The following is an 18,523-nucleotide window of genomic DNA, read 5'->3' on the forward strand; positions in this document are numbered from 1 at the left end:
GGCGTGCGTGCCGGTCCGGGCCGTCGGCCCGGCGCGCGGCTCACGCCCCTTCGCCCGCGCCCTGACCGATGCGCTCGACCCAGTAGAGCTGTTTGTGTCCGCGGCTGTCGAGGCTGTCCGCGATCTTCTGGGCCTCGGCGCGGGTCGCGTACCTGCCGACGCGGTAGCGATTGCCGTTGTCGTCCTGCCGTATGACGAGCCACTGAAGAGTCACCGTGCTGTCGTTCATCGCGCCCCTCCGCTTCCCGCCCTCGGCCCGCGCGCCCCGCCCGCTAAGGAAACCGCAATCCGCATATGCCCGAGCCTACGCCTAACCTTCACGCAGCGAATACGGCTTTTCACAAAGAGGTACGCAACAAGCCAGGGCCAGGGGGGCGCGCGGCATCAAAAGCGCCGTGCGCCCGCTTCGGTGCATCCGGTCAGCGGCATATCGGGCACGCCCGCGGCCACCTGCGAAGACGACCGGATTCCACCGGCGCGCGCCGCACCCCACGAGGGGCGCATGCCGGAAGCAACTGCCGCGGGGGCGTGCGCCGCGAGGCCCGGGGAACGTAAAAGTGTGCGCTACTTCACCGGAAGGTGGTACGAGACCCGGAAGCGGTCGGCCGGGATCACGACGTCGGCGGTCTCGACGGGGCGCCCGGAGGCGTAGAAGGTGCGCTGGACGACGAGGACGACATGGCCGGGGACGCCACCGAGCGTGAGGAGTTCCTCGGCGAGTCCGGGGCGGGCGCCGACCTCCTCGGTGACGTTGTCGACGACGACGTCGATGGCCGCCATGCGCTCGACGACGCCCATGCCGCCGAGCGGTCCCTCCTCGGGCAGCATGACGGGCGTACGGCCGGTGACGGCGATCGGCTCCCAGGAGGTGGAGAGCATCATCGGCTCGCCGCTCTCCCGGAAGAGGTACTTCGTGCACATCACGCGGTCGCCGGGCCGGATGCCGAGCCGCTCGGCGATGGCACCGCTCGCGGCGGTCTGCTCGCTGCTGGACTCCCAGGTGCCGCGCGCGGCGGCGTCGGACTGCTCCTGGCGGAACGGGGTGGCGCCGCCGGCCGGCCGGAAACCGGAACGGGCGACGCTGCGCGGCACGGGCCGCTCACGGACGTACGTCCCGGAGCCGGAACGGCCCTCGACCAGCCCTTCGGCCATCAGCACCTTGCGCGCCTCCAGGGCGACGGTGTCCGAGACGCCGTACTCCTGGCGGATTCTGGCCTGTGACGGCAGGCGGGTGTGCGGCGGCAGCTGACCGTCGACGATCTTCTTGCGGAGATCACCCGCGACACGCAGATACGCCGGCTGCTCACCGAAAGTCACTGGCCGCTCCCATCAGGTTGTACAGACAGCTACAGCGTGGCAACCGTGGGTTCCCGCAGGCAAGCAAAGGCCAGAGAATCACTCGAAGTGATGACTTGTGGCGGGGAGGGCTTTGCGCAGGCTCTTTCTCCCCGCTGCGGACGCGATCACACCTGCGCGCCCGCGCCGTCACACCTGCGCGTCGGACTCGCCCGTCTCGGCGCCCGGGTCGGGCGGGCTCGTGTCCAGCCCCAGGGCCTTGCGCGCGGTGACGGTGGCCGGACCGTCGTAGAACTCGTACCCGGCGTCGTAGTGCAGGTAGAACGCGACCGGGTCGTCGGCCTCGGCCGCCTTCGACCAGTCGCCGCGGGCCGAGTCGAGCTCCTTCACCAGGTCGGCCAGGGGCTGTTCGGCGACCGCGGGCCAGCCGTGCCCGCGCAGCGCGCCGCTCTGCTCGGCGAGCACGTCCTCGACCTCGCCCGCCCAGGCGCGGTTCGCCGCCAGGTCCTCGTCGGGGAACGCCTCGGGCTCCGTGTCCAGTACGGCGTCGACGGCGCGGGCCGCCTCCAGGTAGGCGAGTTGGTCCGTGTCGAGGGTGGTGGCGTCGTTGCGCAGGGAACCGGTCAGGACGCCGCGCTCGTCGGTGTTGCCGAAGATGCAGGTGATCTCACGGTCGCCGAGCCGCCAGCTCTGGCGGGTCGGGGTGAGGTAGTACACGTCGACGTCGTCGGGCAGCGCCCAGGCGTCCATCGCGTAAGCGCCGTGCAGGGCGTAGCACTTGTCGTCGGCGACGTCGGTGACGCGGGCGTCGCCCGGGTAGCCGCCGTCGGGCAGGGTGACGGTGCCGAACACCTCACCGTCGTGCTCTCCCTTGCACGGCACGACGTCGAGGTCGTACGTGATGCCCTCCAGGGAACCGCTGGGCGAGTCGAAGCACTCGCCCTTGTCCGGCGAGACGGTCGCGCTCTCCCGCGCGCTCTCCTTGAACCCCTCCCAGAAGGCCGACACCGCGCCCGTGGAGAGCGACAGCACCCACAGCGCCAGGCCCACCGACGACAGCACGGCCCCGGCGACCGCCATGCCCCTGCCGCGCTCGCCCTTCCGCTTGATCTGCCGCAGCGCGATCAGGCCGAGGACGAGCCCGACGGCCGGCAGGAAGCACAGGATGCCCAGCACGAGCGCCGCGATGGCGACGCCGTTGACCACCGCCGGCGGCGGGTAGGGGCCCCAGGGCCCGTACTGCTGCGGCCCGTAGGGCCCCGGGGGCGCGTAAGGCCCCGGAGCGGCGTACGGCAGGCCGGGATCGTGCGGAGCCGGGTACTGACCCTGGGGGCCCTGGGGCCGCTCGGGCCCGGGGGGCGGAGGGATGGACACGGGTACCGTGCTCCTGATTCGGGCGGAAGTTCGGAACGGTCGTACGACCTGGCGCATGGTAAGCCCCCGCCCTCGGGGCGGGCCGGGCCGAGGGCCCGGGATCCGTCCCCGAGGGCGAGGGCGTCAGGTGCGCGAAGCCGGTCGCGGGACCGTCAGAACTGCAGCGCCCAGGCGTCGATCCGCCCGGTGTCGATGGCCGCGTTGTCGCTGACCCTCAGTCGCCACGTCCCGTTGGCCGCCTCCGAGGAGGCGTTGACCGAGTACGTGGTGTCGATGTTGTCCGCACTTCCGCCGGTGCCGTACGACTTGAGCGTGTACGCCGTGCCGTCGGGGGCGACCAGCTGCACCTGGAGGTCGCCGATGTAGGTGTGGACGATGTGCACCTCTACGGCGAGCGCGGAGGGCGCGTTGCCGGAGACGCCGGAGACGGTCACCGGGGACTCGGCCGTGGAGTTGTCGTTGATCGCGTAGTCACCGGTGTTCTCGAAGCGCGGACCGGGCGGCGTGGGGTTGCCGCCGCCGACGTGGAGCAGGCGGTTGGGCGAACCGGTGCCGGGGCCGGTGACCACGTTGGGGGTCGCGGCGGCGGTCAGCGCCGCGGCCACCTGCGCGGGTGTGGCGGTGGGGTTGTCGGCCAGGTGGAGCGCCACCGCCCCGGCCACGTGCGGGGTCGCCATCGACGTGCCGGAGATGGTGTTGGTGGCGGTGTCGCTGGTGTTCCAGGCCGAGGTGATGGACGAGCCCGGGGCGAACAGGTCCAGGACGGAACCGAAGTTGGAGTAGCTCGCCTTGGCGTCGGTCGATGTGGTGGCGCCGACCGTGATGGCCTCGGTGACGCGGGCGGGCGACCGGGTGGAGGCGTTGGTGGACTCGTTGCCGGCCGCGACCGCGAAGGTGACGCCGGTGCCTATGGCGTTGCGCACGGCGGTGTCGATCGCGGTGTCGGCGCCGCCGCCGAGGGACATGTTGGCGACGGCCGGCTTGACCGCGTTCCGGGCGACCCAGTCGATACCGGCGACGACCTGGGCGGTGGTGCCGGAGCCGGAGTTGTTCAGCACCCGGACACCGACGATCCGCGCCTTCTTGGCGACGCCGTAGGCGTTTCCGGCGACGGTGCCGGCCACGTGGGTGCCGTGGCCGTGGCCGTCCTGGGCGGTGTTGTCGTTGTCGACGGCGTCGTAGCCGTTGGCCGCACGGCCGCCGAAGTCGCTGTGGCTGATGCGGACGCCGGTGTCGATGACGTACGCCGTGACGCCCTGACCGGCCGAGTCCGGGTAGGTGTACGAGTTGTTCAGCGGGAGGTTGCGCTGGTCGATGCGGTCCAGGCCCCAGGAGGGCGGGTTGGGCTGCGTCGCCGCGATCGTGAAGGTGCGGTCCTGGACCACGGAGGCGACGGCCGGGTCGGCGGCGAGACGTTTCGCCTCGGCCTCGGACGCCTCGACCGCGTAACCGTTGAGGGCCTTGTGGTACGTGCGCTCGATCGTGGCGCCGTACTTCTCGGCCAGGGCGCGGCCCGCGGCGGAGCCGGAACGGGCCCGGTCCGCCTTCAGGGTCACGACGTAGCTGTCGGCGACGGCGTTCGCCGCGCCCTCGTACTGGATCCGGCCTTCGGCGGCGGGGGCCGCGCCGGCGGGGAGGGCGGAGACGACGCTCGCGGTGAGTACCGCGGCGGTCGCGAGGCCCATGGCCGTCAGTCTTCGACGGGCATGACGCATCACTGCCATCTGAGGGATCCTCCTCAATCGGTGGTGCGCTGGTGTGGGGGCGACACACGGATGAGCAGGACATGACAATCCGACGGGAAGCTCACCGGTGCGTCAGCCGAAAGATTGCGGCTTTCACAGGAATTGCACAAGGGTTCCCGCACGGATGTAACGGGGCTGCCATACGGCCGACATGACCTTTCGTCAGGCGGCCCGACGTCGAAGCCCCCACCGGGGTGGGCCCGCACCGGACCGCCGGCCCGGTGCCGCCGGCCACGTACGCGGCGCGCCCCCGGCCGTCTCGCGGTCGTCTCGCGTCCGGCCCTGGCTGGATTTACACGGGGAGCAATGCGGAGATCTGTTCGGTCACCGTGGCAGCCAAGAACGAGATCCGGTCATTCAGATAGAAGTGACCGCCCGGATGAGTACGCAGCTCGAATCCGCCTTCCGTGTGCTCGGCCCAGGAACGCACCTCGTCGACGGTGGCCTTCGGGTCCTCGGTCCCGATGTGCGCGCGCACGGGCGCCGCGAGACGTGAGCCGGGGACATGGCGGTAGCTCTCGGCCGCGCGGTAGTCGTTGCGGATGGCCGGAAGGACCATGCTCAGCAGGTCCTCGTCCTCGAACACCTCGGCGTCGGTACCGCTGAGCGCCCGCAGTTCGGCGAGCACGCCCCGGTCGTCGAGCAGATGGACGGCGTCGCCGCGGTGCCGGGAGGGCGCGCGCCGGCCGGAGACGAACACGGCCAGGGGCACGGTGCCCGACCGCTCCAGCCGAAGGGCGAGTTCGTAGGCCACCGTCGCGCCCATGCTGTGGCCGAAGATCGCCAACGGCCGGTCGGTCCACCGCAGCACCTCGTCGACCAGCGCGTCGGCAAGGTCGGGCAGGGAGTCGATCAGCGGTTCGTCCATGCGGTCCTGGCGCCCCGGGTACTGCACCGACAGCACGTCGACGGCGGGCGAAAGAGCCCGGGAGAAGGGAAAGTAGTACGACGCGGAGCCACCCGCGTGCGGCAGGCACAGCAGCCGCACCGGTGCGTCGGGGGCCGGGTGGTACCGGCGGATCCAGCGGCCGGCGTCGGCCCGGTTCGCCGTCACGGCGCGGACCCCGAGCCCGACGCCCGCTCCGTCCGCTCCGGCATCCGATCGGCCGTCCGGCACTGCTGCTCGGTCATGAGACACACGTTGCCTCCCGCGGCATCCGGTGTCAAGCAGCTCCCCGGGTGCCATCGGTGACATGCTGTGTACGATGGTGGGGTGAGCACCCGCCCCGAAGTGAGTCTGGCCCAGCGCAAACGTGAGCTGGTCTCCAACGAGCTGACCGACGCGGCGCTCCAGCTCCTGGCCCGGAAGGGGTTCGACGGGGTCACCATCGACGAGATCGCGGCCGCCGCCGGGGTGTCCAAGCGGACGTTCTTCCGGTACTTCGCGTCCAAGGAGGACGTCGTCGTCCAGTTCCTGGCCGAGGTGGGGACCGGGATCCGCGCCGAGCTGGCGGGCCGTCCGGCCGAGGAGCCGCCGTCCGTGGCCCTGGGGCACGCCGTCTCGGCCTCCGTGGCCGCCTGCGCCGGCCACTCCGAGCGCGCCCTGCGCGTGGTCCGGTTGATCCTGGGCACGCCCGCCCTGCTCGCCCGCTTCCTGGAGCGCCAGGCCCACTGGCGTGGCGAACTGGCCGAGGAACTGGCCGACCGCCTCGGGCTCGACCGCGCCACCGACCTCTATCCCCACATGGCGGCCGGCATGGCCCTGACCGCCTTCGACACCGTCCTCCAGCGCTGGAGCGACAGCGACGGCACCGAGGACCCCGCGGCCCTGTCCGACCGCGCCTTCGCGATCATCGCCCCGGCGCTGGACGCGGCCGGCCGGGCGAGCGCCGGATGAGCGGCACCGCGGGTTCGGGATGCGGCGGGCGGGCGTGGGCACCTGGCCCTGAACACGGCCGGCGGGCCGACGCGGGCACCCTGCGCTGAACGCGGCCCGAGGATCGGACGAACGGCCGGGACCCGGACGAACGGCCGGGACCCGGACGAACGGCCGGGACCCGGATCACCGGCCCGGGACCCGACCCACCGGCCCCGGGCCCTCGGACCACCGTTCAGGGGGCTCGGACACCGCGCTCGATCTGCGCGAGGATGCCGCGATCGGTGATGTCGGCGTCTGCGGCGAGCAGGAACGCCTTGCTGAGGATCAGCGACAGCCGGTCGTCCTCGAACGGCAGGAACACCTTGCCGCCTGCCGTACGGCGCTCGGGGACGACGCACAGACAGGAACCGTCCGGCTCCATCAGGATGTTGGCCGAACCGAGGTGTATCCGGTACGTGCGCAGCTCGCCGCGCACCACGAGGAAACGGCCGTCGAAGGAACACCGGTCGGCGATCCTCAGCCGCGGCACGATCCGGCGCAGGGCGTCGCGGCGCGTCTGCGCGCTCTCGTTCAGCTCGGCGAAGGAGGCCCGCTCCCAGTACGCGCGCTCGGGGCCCCGGTCCGTCCACTCCGGGTCGGCGGCGATCGAGGTCACTCCGACGAAGAGGTCCACGTCGCGCATCGCCTCGCTGAACACCAGCGGCGGCACCTCGGCCAGCGGCGCCTCGCGCCATCCGCCCGCCACCCGCCGGGCGAAGCGCACCTGGTCGGTCGAGGCCAGCTCCTCGTCCCCCGCCCCGTCGGCGCGGGCGTGGAAGAAGCGGGCCTGCCACCGACCCGCCGCCAGGGTCCGCACCGCGTCGTCGCCGTCCCCGCCGTCCCAGGGCCCGAGCAGACGGCTCGCCCAGCCGCGGGCCCGGAACAGGGCGAACATCCTGCGGTAGTGCACGAGGTGGGCGGCGAAGCGGTTGGAATGGACACGGGTCTCCTCCTCGGCCGGGGTGAGGAGGTAGATCTCGCGGAACGCCTGCTTGAACGGCTGCCGGAGGTGGCGTTCGGTGAGCAGGTCCCGCCAGGCCCGCACGCGGCCGGGATCGGAACGCAGGGGGTGCCACAGCCGTACCCGGGCGTCGTCCGGCGCGTCGGGCAGGTCCTCGCCGGCCTCGGGCAGCACGGGACGCCACTCGCCCGGTAGGACCTCGATCTCCCAGATCAGCCGCCGCACCACGGACCGGGCCAGCGGATGCCCGGCCAGCTCGGTGCGCCACCAGCCGTACGGGTGGACCGCGTCGACCGTGAACCCGCCCTCCAACGCCCGTGCGAGGGTGAGGAGTTGGACGTCGACCCGTTTCACCAGATCACGCATTTCCTTGACCAGGCCGCCGTGATCGCGGCGGACGGGCGCGGGGACACCGCGCAGCGGACGCCCGTCCTTCTCCCAGGTGAGCCCGGCGGTCCCGGCGACCGTGACGACGGCCGCGTAACGCCCGCCCGCCTCCCTGCGCAGGACGCCTTCGCCGTCGAAGCCGAGCGTCGGAAGCCGTAGCGCCACGTCGGTCCGCTCGGCCAGGGCGGAGTCCAGCTTCTTGAGCATCTTGTCCAGTTGCTTCGGCACCCCGGCGTGCCGGGCGGTCACCCGCACGGTGCGCACGGCGGTCACCAGTTCCGGCGTGGGGAAGTCCTGCCCGGCGCGGACGAGCTCGTACAGCAGCGCCTGCGACGGCAGCGTCCTCGCGGCCGTCGGGGCGACGGAGATGCCGGGCAGCAGCCGGCCCAGCAGCTCCGGCAGCCACGGCTCGTCGCGCAGCAGCGCCACCCGCGCGGCGTGGCCCAGCGCGACGACCTCCCGGTCCGTGAACGCCTTGTCGGCCCGGTACGGAACGGCACCCGACTGGATCGCGTCGGCGCGGTCGGCGGCCGCCCGCAGCGCGCGCCGGGCGAAGTCGGCGTAGGCGGGTGTGCCCGCGATCTCGCGCCAGGCCTCCTCCAGGGGCGGTGGCGCGTTGAACGACGCGACGCGGTCGGTATCGGCCAGCAGCGCCCGCTCGGCCGGGGCGAGGCCGGTGATCACGGCGATCTGCTCCAGCGCGATGGGGCCCGCGTCCCGGCCCAGGCGCTCCACGACGGCGCGCACGGCCCGGTCGCCCGCGAGGCCCGCCATCGCCAGCAGCGCGTACGGCTGTGCCACCCGGTCCTTGTCCAGCAGGAACTCCGTCATGGCGCGGGCGGGTGCGGCGACATCGGGCCACGGTCCCGTGCAGCGCGCCAGCGAGCTGACCGCGAGCGCGGCGTCCGTCCAGTCCCGCCGTTCGCTCTGCTCCGCCAGCGCCTCGAACATCCGGCGGCACGCGTCGGGCGTGTACCGCGGCTGCCGCTCCCGGCCGGCGATCTGGACCAGGTACCGGACGGACGAGGACGGCCGCGCCGCCTCGCCGGTCACGCGGTACGCCGCGGGGAGAAGGCTGCCGAGCTCGTCGTCGGAGACCTCCGCCAGATCGGCGTGGGCGACCCCGGCCGCGACCGCCGGGTCGGTGAGCGCGTCCGCCAACCGGGCCGCGAGCCTCATCGGACCCCCTCCCCGGCCGGACGCCGCCTGCGGACACGGTCGGGCGAGCCCTTCGCACGGATGTCGCCCACGCGGGCGAGAGCGTCGTAGCGCATGCGCAGATCATGGCAGCCGGGACTGACAATGCGATCGTCCGAAGGGCGGCCGTGCGCTGACACGGTGGCGTCGTCAGCACCGGTGCCGGGAGCCCGTTCCGCGGGAGACGGCCGGGTCGCCGAGCCGCAGGCGCCGCGGGCCGCCGGACGCCCCGCCACCCGCACCCCGAGCCGCACCCGCGCCCGTTTCCGCGCCCGTTTCCGCGTGCGTCTTCCGCGCCCGCACCGATCCGCCCGGCGCCGCGCTCCCGTCACGGCGCCGGCACTCTCCCCGCCCGCGCCCCCTACTGGCTCCCTACCGGCCCCCGGGCTTGAACGTCACCGGAAGCCGCAGCGGGCCGCGCAGGCCGCCGGGGCGCCAGTTCAGGTCGGCCGGCGGCACGGCGAGGGCCAGGTCGGGCAGGCGGCGCAGTACCGTGCCGATCGCGATGTGGCCCTCCAGCCGGGCGAGCGGCGCGCCGAGGCAGTAGTGGATGCCGTGCCCGAACGCGAGATGGCCGTTGTCCCGCCGGGTGACGTCGAGCCGGTCGGGGTCGCTGAACCGGGCCGGATCCCGGTCGGCGATCGCGGACGCGATCAGCACCGTCGCGCCCCGGGGCACGCTCACGCCCGCGATCTCGACTTCCTCGCGCGCGAACCGGGCGATGCCGGGGCTGACCGGACCGTCGTAGCGGAGGAATTCCTCGATCGCGTCGGGCAGCAGCTCGGGGTCGTCCCGCAGCAGCCGGAGCTGGTCGGGGTGGGCGAGGAGCGCGGCGATACCGCTGCCGATCAGATTGACCGTCGTGATGTACCCCGCCACCAGCAGCAGGAACACCATGGCGATCAGCTCGTCCTCGTTCAGCCGGTGCTCGTCGTCGCGGGCGCTGATCAGCGCGCTAAGGAGATCGTCCGCGGGCTCGGACCGCCTGATCTCCAGGAGCTTCGTCAGATACGCCCGCATCCGCCGCCACGCCTCGTTCATGACGGCCGGGTCCGGGGGCCGCTCCCCGCGCACGAGCAGGTCGTCGGTCCACTGCTGGAACTCGTAGCGGTCGTCCAGCGGGACACCGAGAAGCTCGCTGATCACGGTGACCGGCAGGGGCAGCGCGAAGTCCGCGATCAGCTCGGCCCGGCCGGCCGGCACCACCTCGTCGAGCAGCCGGTCGGTGATCTCCTGGACCCGCGGCCGCAGCTCGGCGATCCTGCGCGCGGTGAACGCCTTGGAGACCAGACGGCGCAGCCGGGTGTGGTCGGGCGGATCGGAGCGCAGCATGTTGCTCATCATGGACTCGCGCTCGGTCTCGGGCAGTTGCGCCACCAGCCGGGGGTCCGCGGCGTCCCGGATGTCGCTGCTCAGCCTCGGGTCGGACAGGGCGGCGAGCCCGTCCTCGTAGCGGGTGACCAGCCAGGCGTCGAGTCCGCCCGCGATGACCGCCCGACGGACCGGTCCGGCCTCGCGCAATTGCCGGTACAACGGAAAGGGATCCGTCACGAAGGCCGGATCACCGTAGGGGAGCAGGACCGGCTGTTGGCTCATCATGCCTCCCCGGGCACGTAGCGAATATTTGTGACAGTTTCTGACACTCCAGGGTATATGCACCGATATCACCGTCGGTGGTGTTGCCGGAGGGAGGACCGCGATGGACACGCCGGGCGGGCGGGACGCGACGGGGACGCGGGGCGCCGAGGACACCGCGGAGGCGGCCGGGCGGACCACGTGCTGTGTGGTGGGCGGCGGCCCGGCGGGCATGGTCCTCGCCCTGCTGCTGGCCCGGTCCGGCGTGGCGGTGACGGTCCTGGAGAAGCACGGCGACTTCCTGCGCGACTTCCGTGGCGACACCGTCCATCCGACCACCCTGGCGCTGCTGGACGAACTCGGCCTCGGCGAGCGGTTCGCCCGGCTGCCGCAGCGACGGGTCTCGACGGTGCAGCTGCCGCTCGGCCCCGACCGGTCGCTGGTCACCGTCGGGAACATCGGCGCGCTGCGCAGCCGGTACAACTACATCGCGATGGTGCCCCAGTGGGACCTGCTCGACCTCCTCGCCGACGAGGCCGCGCGGGAGCCGGCCTTCTCCCTGCGCATGAACACCGAGGCGACCTCCTTCCTCGTGGAACGGGGCCGCGTCACCGGCGTGTCCTACCGCACGCCCGACGGCCGTACCGGCGAGCTGCGGGCCACCCTCACGGTGGCCTGCGACGGCCGGGGGTCCCTGGCCCGCTCGCTGCCCGAACTGGGGCTGCGGGAGTTCCCCTGCCCGATGGACGCCTGGTGGTTCCGGCTGCCGCGGAGCGAGGGCGACCCGCACGGGCTCGTCGGCGGCGTGGGCGACCGCTTCCTGAGCGCCATGATCGACCGCGGGGACTACTGGCAGTGCGCCGCGCTGATCCCCAAGGGCGGCGACGCCCGGCTCCGCGCCGCCGGCCTGGACCGGTTCCGGGACAGCTACGCGACCGCCGTCCCGTGGATCGCGGACCGGATGAGCAGCCTCGGATCGTGGGACGAGGTGAAACTGCTCGACGTACGGCTCGACCGGCTCCGGCGCTGGCACCGGCCGGGCCTGCTGTGCATCGGCGATGCCGCGCACGCCATGTCGCCGGTCTTCGGCATCGGCATCAACCTCGCGGTCCAGGACGCGGTGGCCGCCGCGCGCCACCTCGTCGGACCGCTCCGCGACGACGCAGCGGCACTGCCGGCGGCGGTACGCCGCGTCCAGCGCCGCCGCCTGCCCACCACGGCCGCCACCCAGCGCCTCCAGCGGTTCGCGCACACCAACGTCATCGAACCGGTCCTGGCGGGCGAGCCGCCGTTCGGCGACCCCAAGCGAGCCGAACGCCTGAGCGAACTGCTCACCACATCACGCCGGCTGAACCGCCTCCCGGCGTACTTCCTGGCCTACGGCGCCCTACGCGAACGCCCACCCACGACCTCACTCCGCCCTTCGACCCCGGACTGACCCCGGGGCACGACCGGGCAGGCGCAAAGACGCGGTCCGGTGGTCGGGCGAAACGGCCGCGGCCGACTCAACACCTGTGCGACGCCGGTATGGTTCGGCCCCGGCGCTTCCGCCGATTCGGCGATTTCCCCAGGAGAACGACGGGATAAAGACGATCACTGCAACCAGCGATCGTCCATCACACGGAATCCGACGGAAACGAACTCGACTTGGCCTCCTGCCACAGAACGGCTCCGTCGTGCCTCCCGTCGCGCACCCGCGCGGGTGAAGAGATTGCAATTCATGACAGACACTTGGCACCGCCATCCCGGACCGTGACACTATGGATACCGCGCCCTGTACGGCACTTGGGGCCGACAGAGCCCGCTTCCGGTTCGTTCAGAAATTGTGCCGCGCCATTCAAATCCGCACAGGCAAGTGACCTGGAGGGCGCCATCTCCGCGGACTCCGCATCGGCAACCGGTCAACCGGTGTTTCCTGGTGCCCGCGTGGCCCCCGGCGAGGAACCGCTGATGCGCAAGGTCGCCGAGGCATTGAGCCCTGCCACGGGTGATCACCGCAACATCATCGTGTCGGGACTCACCGCGGCCGGGAAGACGACGCACGCGCTGCTGATCGCGAAATGGCTGGGCTACGACTATGTCTCGGCCAGCGAACTCATGCTCAGGCTGCTGAAGGTTCAGCCGGACATGGACAACACGCTCTGGGCCACCAGCCTTTCGACCATCGAGCGACTCCGTAACCAGTATCCCGCGGACGAGGAGGTCAACCGGCTGCTGATCGCGGAGGCGCAGCGCCGGACCAGCACCGTCTTCGATTCCTGGTCCCTTCCCTGGCTGATCGACGACATCCCGTGCGTGCGGCTCTACATCGAGTCCGATCTGCGCTCCAGAAGCCTGAAGGTCAGGGTCTCGCAGCAGCCGCACGCGGTGCGGCGCTCCCTCGAGGAGTGCACGGCGCTCGCCGAGGAGAAGGACCGGACCACCGCTGTCCGGCTTCAGCCGCTCCTCGGTGTCGACATACGCACGGACCGCTCGGTCTTCGACGCCGTGCTCGACAACTCCGCATACATCGACGAACCCACCATCGAGGCCGCGCGCGCCGGAATCTCTGCGTTCCACGCCTCGATCCAGCGGACGCTGTGCCGGCTGCGCGCCGACCCGGCCGCCGCACCCGACAACACCCACAGAACAGGACCGTTACCGCAATGAAGCTCCTCCACCTCGCCGGCTGCATCATCAAGGACGACGAAGAGCGGATCCTTCTGCTCCACCGCAACACCACCAAGCGCACCCAGTGGGAGATCCCGGGCGGCAAGATCGACGACGGTGAGTCGCCCGAGCAGACGGCCGTGCGCGAACTGGAGGAGGAACTCGGCGTCCAGGTGAAGATCGCGGGCGAGCTGGGCGGCAAGTCCTTCCAGGAGGACGGGTACACGATGAAGTACACCTGGTTCCGCGCCGTGGTGCTGGCCGGCGAGCCCACCGTGATGGAGCCGAGCACCCACGACGACGTCCGCTACTTCGCCGTCGGCGACCTGGAAGAACTCCGCGACGAGCTCTCCCCCAACACGGTCAACTTCCTGGACGAGTACACCTCGGGACGCATTTCGCTCTGACCCGGACCACGCAGACAGGGATATTCATCGGGGGGACCATCATGCAGGTGCACATCGAAGCTCCGGAGTCCGGCTCCACGGTCCTGGCACGGGCCGGGGCCGTGCACGCGGACTACATGTACATGTATCCGCCGCGCCAGACGTACCGTCCGCTGGCTCTGTCACCGGCGGAACTGGAGGCCAAGCTCCGTGCTTCCTTCGGTCGTTCCGATGTGCTCAACCTGTACGTGCACGTCCCGTTCTGCCGGCAGATCTGCAGCTTCTGCAACCTGTACACGACGACCGGCGAGGGGACCGACCACCGGGAGTACACGACTGCCGTCCTCGAGGAAGCGTCCCGCTACACCCGGTTCACCGAGCCGAAGACCGTGGCCACGCTCTACTTCGGCGGCGGAACCCCCTCGCTGCTCGCTCCGGAACTGCTGGGCGCCATGACCGAACGCCTGCTCGCGGACTTCTCGGCGCCGGGGACCCCGGCGCCGAGCGAGATCGCGCTGGAGGTCGACCCGGCGACGGTCGATCAGGCACGCCTCAGGGACCTGCGGCAGGCCGGCATCAACCGGGTGAACCTCGGGTACCAGTCGCTCGTCCCCGAGGAGGTGACGCGCATCGGCAGGCGTGAAGGGGCCCGGCGCACACAGGCCTTGGAGATCGCCCTCGGCACCGGCTTCGACAATGTGTGCGTCGACCTCATCTACGGACTGGAGCGGCAGACGGACGACGCCTGGCGCACCTCCGTACGCACCGTGGCGGCGATGGCGCCGCAGACCGTGTGCGCGTACCCGCTGACCACCCGCCCGCTGACCAGCTACGGGAAACGCGGCTACACCTTCGTTCCGGCCGAGACGCTCTACCGCCGGTACGACATCGCCCACGAGTTGCTCACCGCGGCCGGATATCGACAGGAAACCCATGTCCGCTGGGTCCGCGGCGGCGGTGGCTACGTCCAGAAAGTGAATCACTGGCGTATGCAGAACGTTCTGGGGCTCGGCGCCGGAGCACGCAGCTATCTGTGGGAACTGGACACCCGAAACGGTTACTCCTTGCGCTCGCGGGGGGACGCGCTCCATTCCTATCTGCGGGCTGCAGGAACGGACACCCTGCCCATCACCGACGGCTATCTCATGACCGACGAGGAGCGCCGGCGAAAAGCGGTCGTCCTCAACCTCCTCCACCTGGACCGCTCCTGGTTCACCTCGCTGTTCGGCACGGACCCGGTGGAGGCGTTCCCGGTCGAGTTCGCGTGCCTGGCCGATGCCGGAATTTGCGAGATCGGCCCGTCCGAGATCCGTCTCACCGCACATGGCACCCGCATCAGGGATCTCGCCGTCCAGATGTTCATAAGCCCAGAAGTACGTGACCGTCTGGGCAAATTCAGCTACAGCGAATGAGTCAATCCGTGCCTTTCGACCAGTTCAAGCTGACGTGGCTTCATCTGTCCGACATCCATTTCGGCCATGGCAGGCACCATGCCTCGGCCGAACGCGATGACGTTCTCGAAGCCCTGCTGGAGGATCTGCTCGACCTCCGCGACCGAGACCAGATCCCGCCGGTCGATCAGGTCGTGGTCAGCGGCGACATCGCCTTCTCCGGCGGAGCCCTCTCCGCCGCGGAGTACGACGACGCCAGGCGGTACCTCCTGCGCGTCGGAGACCGGCTCCGGCTGGGGCCCGACGCGATCCTCGTCGTCCCGGGAAACCACGACGTGGACCGGCGGGTGGCCGCGGAGGACGACGACGTGCGCCGCATGCTCGCCGAGCTGCGCGCGGGCCGGCCGGTCGAGGAGGCGCTGGCATCCCCCCGCGACAGTGAACGGCTCATGTCGCGCTTCGGCGCCTACCACGCGTTCGCGCAGAACTTCGGCGCCGGTCTGGAGGAGACCGACGGGCCGCACCCGTTGTACTGGTCCACCGTGATCGACGCCCGGGACGATCTGCGCGTGCGCATCGCGGGCGGAAACAGCGCGCTGCTGTGCCAGGGCGACGACGACGAGGGCAAGCTCCAGCTCGGCCTGCGGCAGCTGCGCGAGATCCTGGAGCCCGGCGGTACGCACGACGTCTCGGTGCTGCTCACCCACCATCCGCTGGACTGGATGCGGGACGCGCCGGAAGCGGAGGCGCGGATCGAGCGGTGGGCGGACCTGCATCTGTGCGGCCATGTGCACCAGCCCGAGTCGCAGTCCCGGTCGCGCGGCGGCGGCTCCAGACTGGTGCGGATCCAGGCCGGGGCGACCCACGAGTACGACACCGGGGCCGACCGGGGCACCGGCAGCTTCACCTACTCGGTCACGTCGCTCTACACCGACCCGCAGGGCAGCGTCTGGGCGAGGATCTGGCCGCGCCGCTGGGTACCGAGCCGGGTCACGTTCCGGGTCGACCCCGAGGCCGTACCGGACGGCCACCTGTACGTGGACCACCGGATCCGGGAGCCTCGCCGGGCACCCGAGACGAGTACCGCGGCCGCCGCCGAGAGGGCCGACGCGCTCGGGCGGCTCTGGAAGGCGTCCGAGCGCTCCGTCCGCCGCATCGGCGCACGGCGCACCGCCTATCCCCTGGACATGAGCATCGGGGAACTGCACCGCCGCGGCCTGTACGTGGAGGCGGGCCTGTCCGATCTGTCGGACCGGTCCCGGAGGCTGACCCTGGAGTCCCTGTGCACGGCCGTCCAGGCGGATCAGTCGGTACTGCTGCTGGGTGAGCCGGGGAGCGGCAAGAGCGTCACCTCCTACGCCGTACTGGAGGAACTTCGGCGGCGCCGGGTGCCGGCGCTCGCGCTGCGGCCCTCCGACCTTCCCGAGGTGCTCTCCGACTCCGGGGTCAGCGAACTCACGCTGACGCTGAAGCAGGCGGCCACCGAGGAGCTGGGCGGCATCGTCCTCGTCGTCGACGGACTGGACGAAGGACTCGGCGAGTTCGACACCTCGATGGATCTGGCGCATCTGCTGCACCGGTTGAGAGACCGCTACCGCCTGGTCGTCACCTGCCGGCGCAGGGAGTTCGAGGACCAACTGGCCAGATTCGTCGAGGGATCGACCTTCGACCGGATCGTCTCGCTGAACGAATGGAGCCTGGAGAACCAGTTCACCGACTTCGTCTCCCGGCTGGTCGCCGCCGGACTGCTCGACTCGACCGATGTGCTCGACGCCGTCCGGAACTCGCCGGCACTCGCGACCCTCGCCAGACGCCCCCTGTACGCACGCATGCTCACGTTCCTGGGCAGCCAGGACGTGCTCTCGGTGCAGACCCTCGTGGGTCTGTACGGGGAGTACATGGACAAGCTGTCGGCGGCCAGCGATGTCGCGCTGCAGGGCGCCGGATGCGTTCTGTCCACGACCTCTCAGGAGGTCTGGACGAGGGCGGCGTGGTTCATCTTCTCCAAGGGACTGCTCATCGAGGAGCGATTCAGTCTGCACGCCGTCGGCAAGATGCTCAGCGCCGACCTCGACGTCCAGCCGCGCTGCCTGTCCCGTGCGCTCAGCCAACTCTGCGACCAGTGGCGCGTGGCCGGCCGGGTGTGGGCGCGGTTCGTCCACTACTCCTTCTTCGAGTACCTGGTGGCCCGCTACTACCTGGAGCAGGTCAACGAGGCGGTGCTGCGCGGCTCCGCCGCCGACCTCGCGGACATGCTCGGCCTGGACCTCACCCCTGAGATCAGGCACTTCCTGGCCGACGAGCTGCGTGCCGTGGGCACCGTGAAGCTCACCATGGCGCTCGTCTCCGCCTACCAGGAGACCAAGGTGCTGCCGATGGGCCTCGCCAAACAGCGCACCACCGGAAACCTCATCGCCTACCTGCTCTCCCGCTCCGCACCCGACGCGGCCGCCGCGCTGCGCCAACTCCTCGCCGACGAGCAGGACATGTTCCTCCAGCAGTCCCTGCTGTGGGGACTGTGCCATCTCGGCGACGAGGACGCGCTGGAGCGCTTCATCGCCGAGTCGCGCGGATCGGCGCAGTGGCGGGCATGGAACCGCGGCTACCTCATGTACTACTACGGCGACCTGGACCGCCGTGAGGACCCGCCCTTCATCGACACCGACCGGACGCAGAGCTGGGGACGGACCCGCGAGCGCTCACTGGCCCTGATGTCCGCACCCCGCTACACGACGGCCATCGACGCCCGGCGCCGCTACCTCGATCTGTACTCGCTGTACGACTACGCGGTGTGGCGGAACGAGAAGCTGACGGCGCAGGACGGCGCTGTGGCGGAACGCGTCCTGGCATCGCTGTGGCAGGACCGGTCGATCGGCGGAACGCTGTTGCAGGAGCTGCAGGCCATGCACGCCGCGGCCACCGAGGCGGGCTGAGACGGGGAGGCAGACATGGCAACCCGGCGTATACCCGACCTGAAACTGTCGGCGCTCCCCGAGCTCCCGGAAACGGCCGACGCACGCGTGGCCGCGCTGTCCCGGATGTATCGCCACACCGAAAGCTATGCGCTCCAGGCGATCGACTGGTACCTCGCCAAGCGGAGACGTCCCTCGCAGTGGTCCAAGCTGCTGCGCGGGAGTGCCGTCTGCTCGGCCGTACTGGGAGGCATCGTGCCCCTCGTCCACAGCGCCTCGCCCGGGCTGATCTCCCCGGACTGGGGTTTCGTGCTGCTCGCGCTGGGCGCGGGGTGCGTCCTCGTCGACCGCGTCTTCGGCCACTCCTCGTCATGGACCCGGTTCACCCGAGCCGGCCTGGCACTGCAGCACGCCCTGGCGAGGGCGCAGACGGACTGGCTCGCCCTCACCCTGTCGCTGGAGACCCGGCAGCCCGCCGCGGAGGACCACGACGCGCTGCTCTCCGTCGTACGCGCGCTGCAGGCCGACGTGCGGACGATCACCGAGGACGAGACCACGAGCTGGGTCGGGTATCTCACCGACGGCTTGGACGAGCTCGCCTCCACGACCTCGCGCGGCCAGACCCTGACCTCGGCCGCCGACCGCCCACCCACCGCTGCGGGGCGCCTGCCCGGACCGCCCTCACCACGCTCGGGGCGGAGGGACGATCCGGCCCCGCGTCGGCAGGGAACCGACGAGGGGGCCGGACTCCGTGAGCCCGGCCCCCTCTGAGCCGCCTGTCTGCCGGATCGG

At 71.3% G+C, this 18,523-nt stretch carries 14 protein-coding genes; 7 read left to right on the plus strand and 7 right to left on the minus strand.

Annotation, left to right across the window (positions count from 1 at the left end; all coding sequences use genetic code 11):
- Positions 1–40 precede the first annotated feature (40 nt).
- The 5 genes from DN051_RS14890 to DN051_RS14910 form a co-directional block, all read right to left on the minus strand.
- Positions 41–229: an SPOR domain-containing protein gene (locus DN051_RS14890; protein ID WP_053758708.1), complete on the minus strand. Its 189-nt coding sequence runs from the start codon at positions 227–229 to the stop codon at positions 41–43.
- A 335-nt stretch (positions 230–564) separates the two neighbouring features.
- A complete protein-coding gene (locus tag DN051_RS14895) occupies positions 565–1,317 on the minus strand; it encodes a GntR family transcriptional regulator (protein ID WP_053758709.1) in 753 nt (250 codons plus the stop codon).
- 168 nt (positions 1,318–1,485) lie between these two features.
- Positions 1,486–2,670, minus strand: coding sequence for a DUF4190 domain-containing protein (locus tag DN051_RS14900; protein WP_112438873.1), 1,185 nt, complete (start codon positions 2,668–2,670; stop codon positions 1,486–1,488).
- A 152-nt stretch (positions 2,671–2,822) separates the two neighbouring features.
- Positions 2,823–4,394: a S8 family peptidase gene (locus tag DN051_RS14905; RefSeq protein WP_053758711.1), complete on the minus strand. Its 1,572-nt coding sequence runs from the start codon at positions 4,392–4,394 to the stop codon at positions 2,823–2,825.
- Positions 4,395–4,707: 313 nt separating this feature from the next.
- On the minus strand, positions 4,708–5,469 hold the full coding sequence (locus tag DN051_RS14910) for a thioesterase II family protein (protein ID WP_246041020.1): 762 nt from the start codon (positions 5,467–5,469) through the stop codon (positions 4,708–4,710).
- Positions 5,470–5,628: 159 nt separating this feature from the next.
- Between DN051_RS14910 and DN051_RS14915 the strand changes: the two genes are divergently transcribed.
- Positions 5,629–6,252 (plus strand): TetR family transcriptional regulator, encoded by a 624-nt coding sequence (locus DN051_RS14915; protein WP_199314931.1) that lies wholly within the window; start codon positions 5,629–5,631, stop codon positions 6,250–6,252.
- 214 nt (positions 6,253–6,466) lie between these two features.
- On the opposite strand, the gene DN051_RS14920 is transcribed toward DN051_RS14915, so the two are convergent.
- Both DN051_RS14920 and DN051_RS14925 read right to left on the minus strand, forming a co-directional pair.
- Complete coding sequence (locus tag DN051_RS14920; RefSeq protein ID WP_112438876.1) at positions 6,467–8,800, minus strand: DUF4132 domain-containing protein; 2,334 nt, start codon at positions 8,798–8,800, stop codon at positions 6,467–6,469.
- Positions 8,801–9,190: 390 nt separating this feature from the next.
- Entirely contained in the window at positions 9,191–10,414 is a 1,224-nt protein-coding gene (locus DN051_RS14925) for a cytochrome P450 family protein (protein WP_053758714.1), read from the minus strand.
- Positions 10,415–10,625: 211 nt separating this feature from the next.
- On the opposite strand from DN051_RS14925, the gene DN051_RS14930 reads away from it, so the two are divergent.
- From DN051_RS14930 to DN051_RS14955, 6 genes are all read left to right on the plus strand, one after another.
- Positions 10,626–11,831 carry an FAD-dependent oxidoreductase gene (locus DN051_RS14930; protein ID WP_246041093.1) on the plus strand — a complete coding sequence of 402 codons (1,206 nt, stop codon included), beginning with the start codon at positions 10,626–10,628 and terminating at the stop codon, positions 11,829–11,831.
- A gap of 512 nt (positions 11,832–12,343) precedes the next feature.
- Positions 12,344–13,042, plus strand: coding sequence for a cytidylate kinase family protein (locus DN051_RS14935; protein WP_112438878.1), 699 nt, complete (start codon positions 12,344–12,346; stop codon positions 13,040–13,042).
- Positions 13,039–13,449: an NUDIX hydrolase gene (locus DN051_RS14940; RefSeq protein WP_053758716.1), complete on the plus strand. Its 411-nt coding sequence runs from the start codon at positions 13,039–13,041 to the stop codon at positions 13,447–13,449. Before DN051_RS14935 ends, DN051_RS14940 begins: the two co-directional genes overlap by 4 nt.
- Positions 13,450–13,496: 47 nt before the next feature.
- Positions 13,497–14,840: a coproporphyrinogen-III oxidase family protein gene (locus DN051_RS14945; RefSeq protein ID WP_199314932.1), complete on the plus strand. Its 1,344-nt coding sequence runs from the start codon at positions 13,497–13,499 to the stop codon at positions 14,838–14,840.
- An 8-nt stretch (positions 14,841–14,848) separates the two neighbouring features.
- Complete coding sequence (locus DN051_RS14950) at positions 14,849–17,752, plus strand: metallophosphoesterase (protein ID WP_162624927.1); 2,904 nt, start codon at positions 14,849–14,851, stop codon at positions 17,750–17,752.
- A 15-nt stretch (positions 17,753–17,767) separates the two neighbouring features.
- Entirely contained in the window at positions 17,768–18,502 is a 735-nt protein-coding gene (locus DN051_RS14955) for an SLATT domain-containing protein (protein WP_112438880.1), read from the plus strand.
- The last annotated feature ends 21 nt before the right edge of the window (positions 18,503–18,523 follow it).

The sequence above is a fragment of the Streptomyces cadmiisoli genome, from assembly GCF_003261055.1.
In the GTDB taxonomy this organism is placed as follows: domain Bacteria; phylum Actinomycetota; class Actinomycetes; order Streptomycetales; family Streptomycetaceae; genus Streptomyces; species Streptomyces cadmiisoli.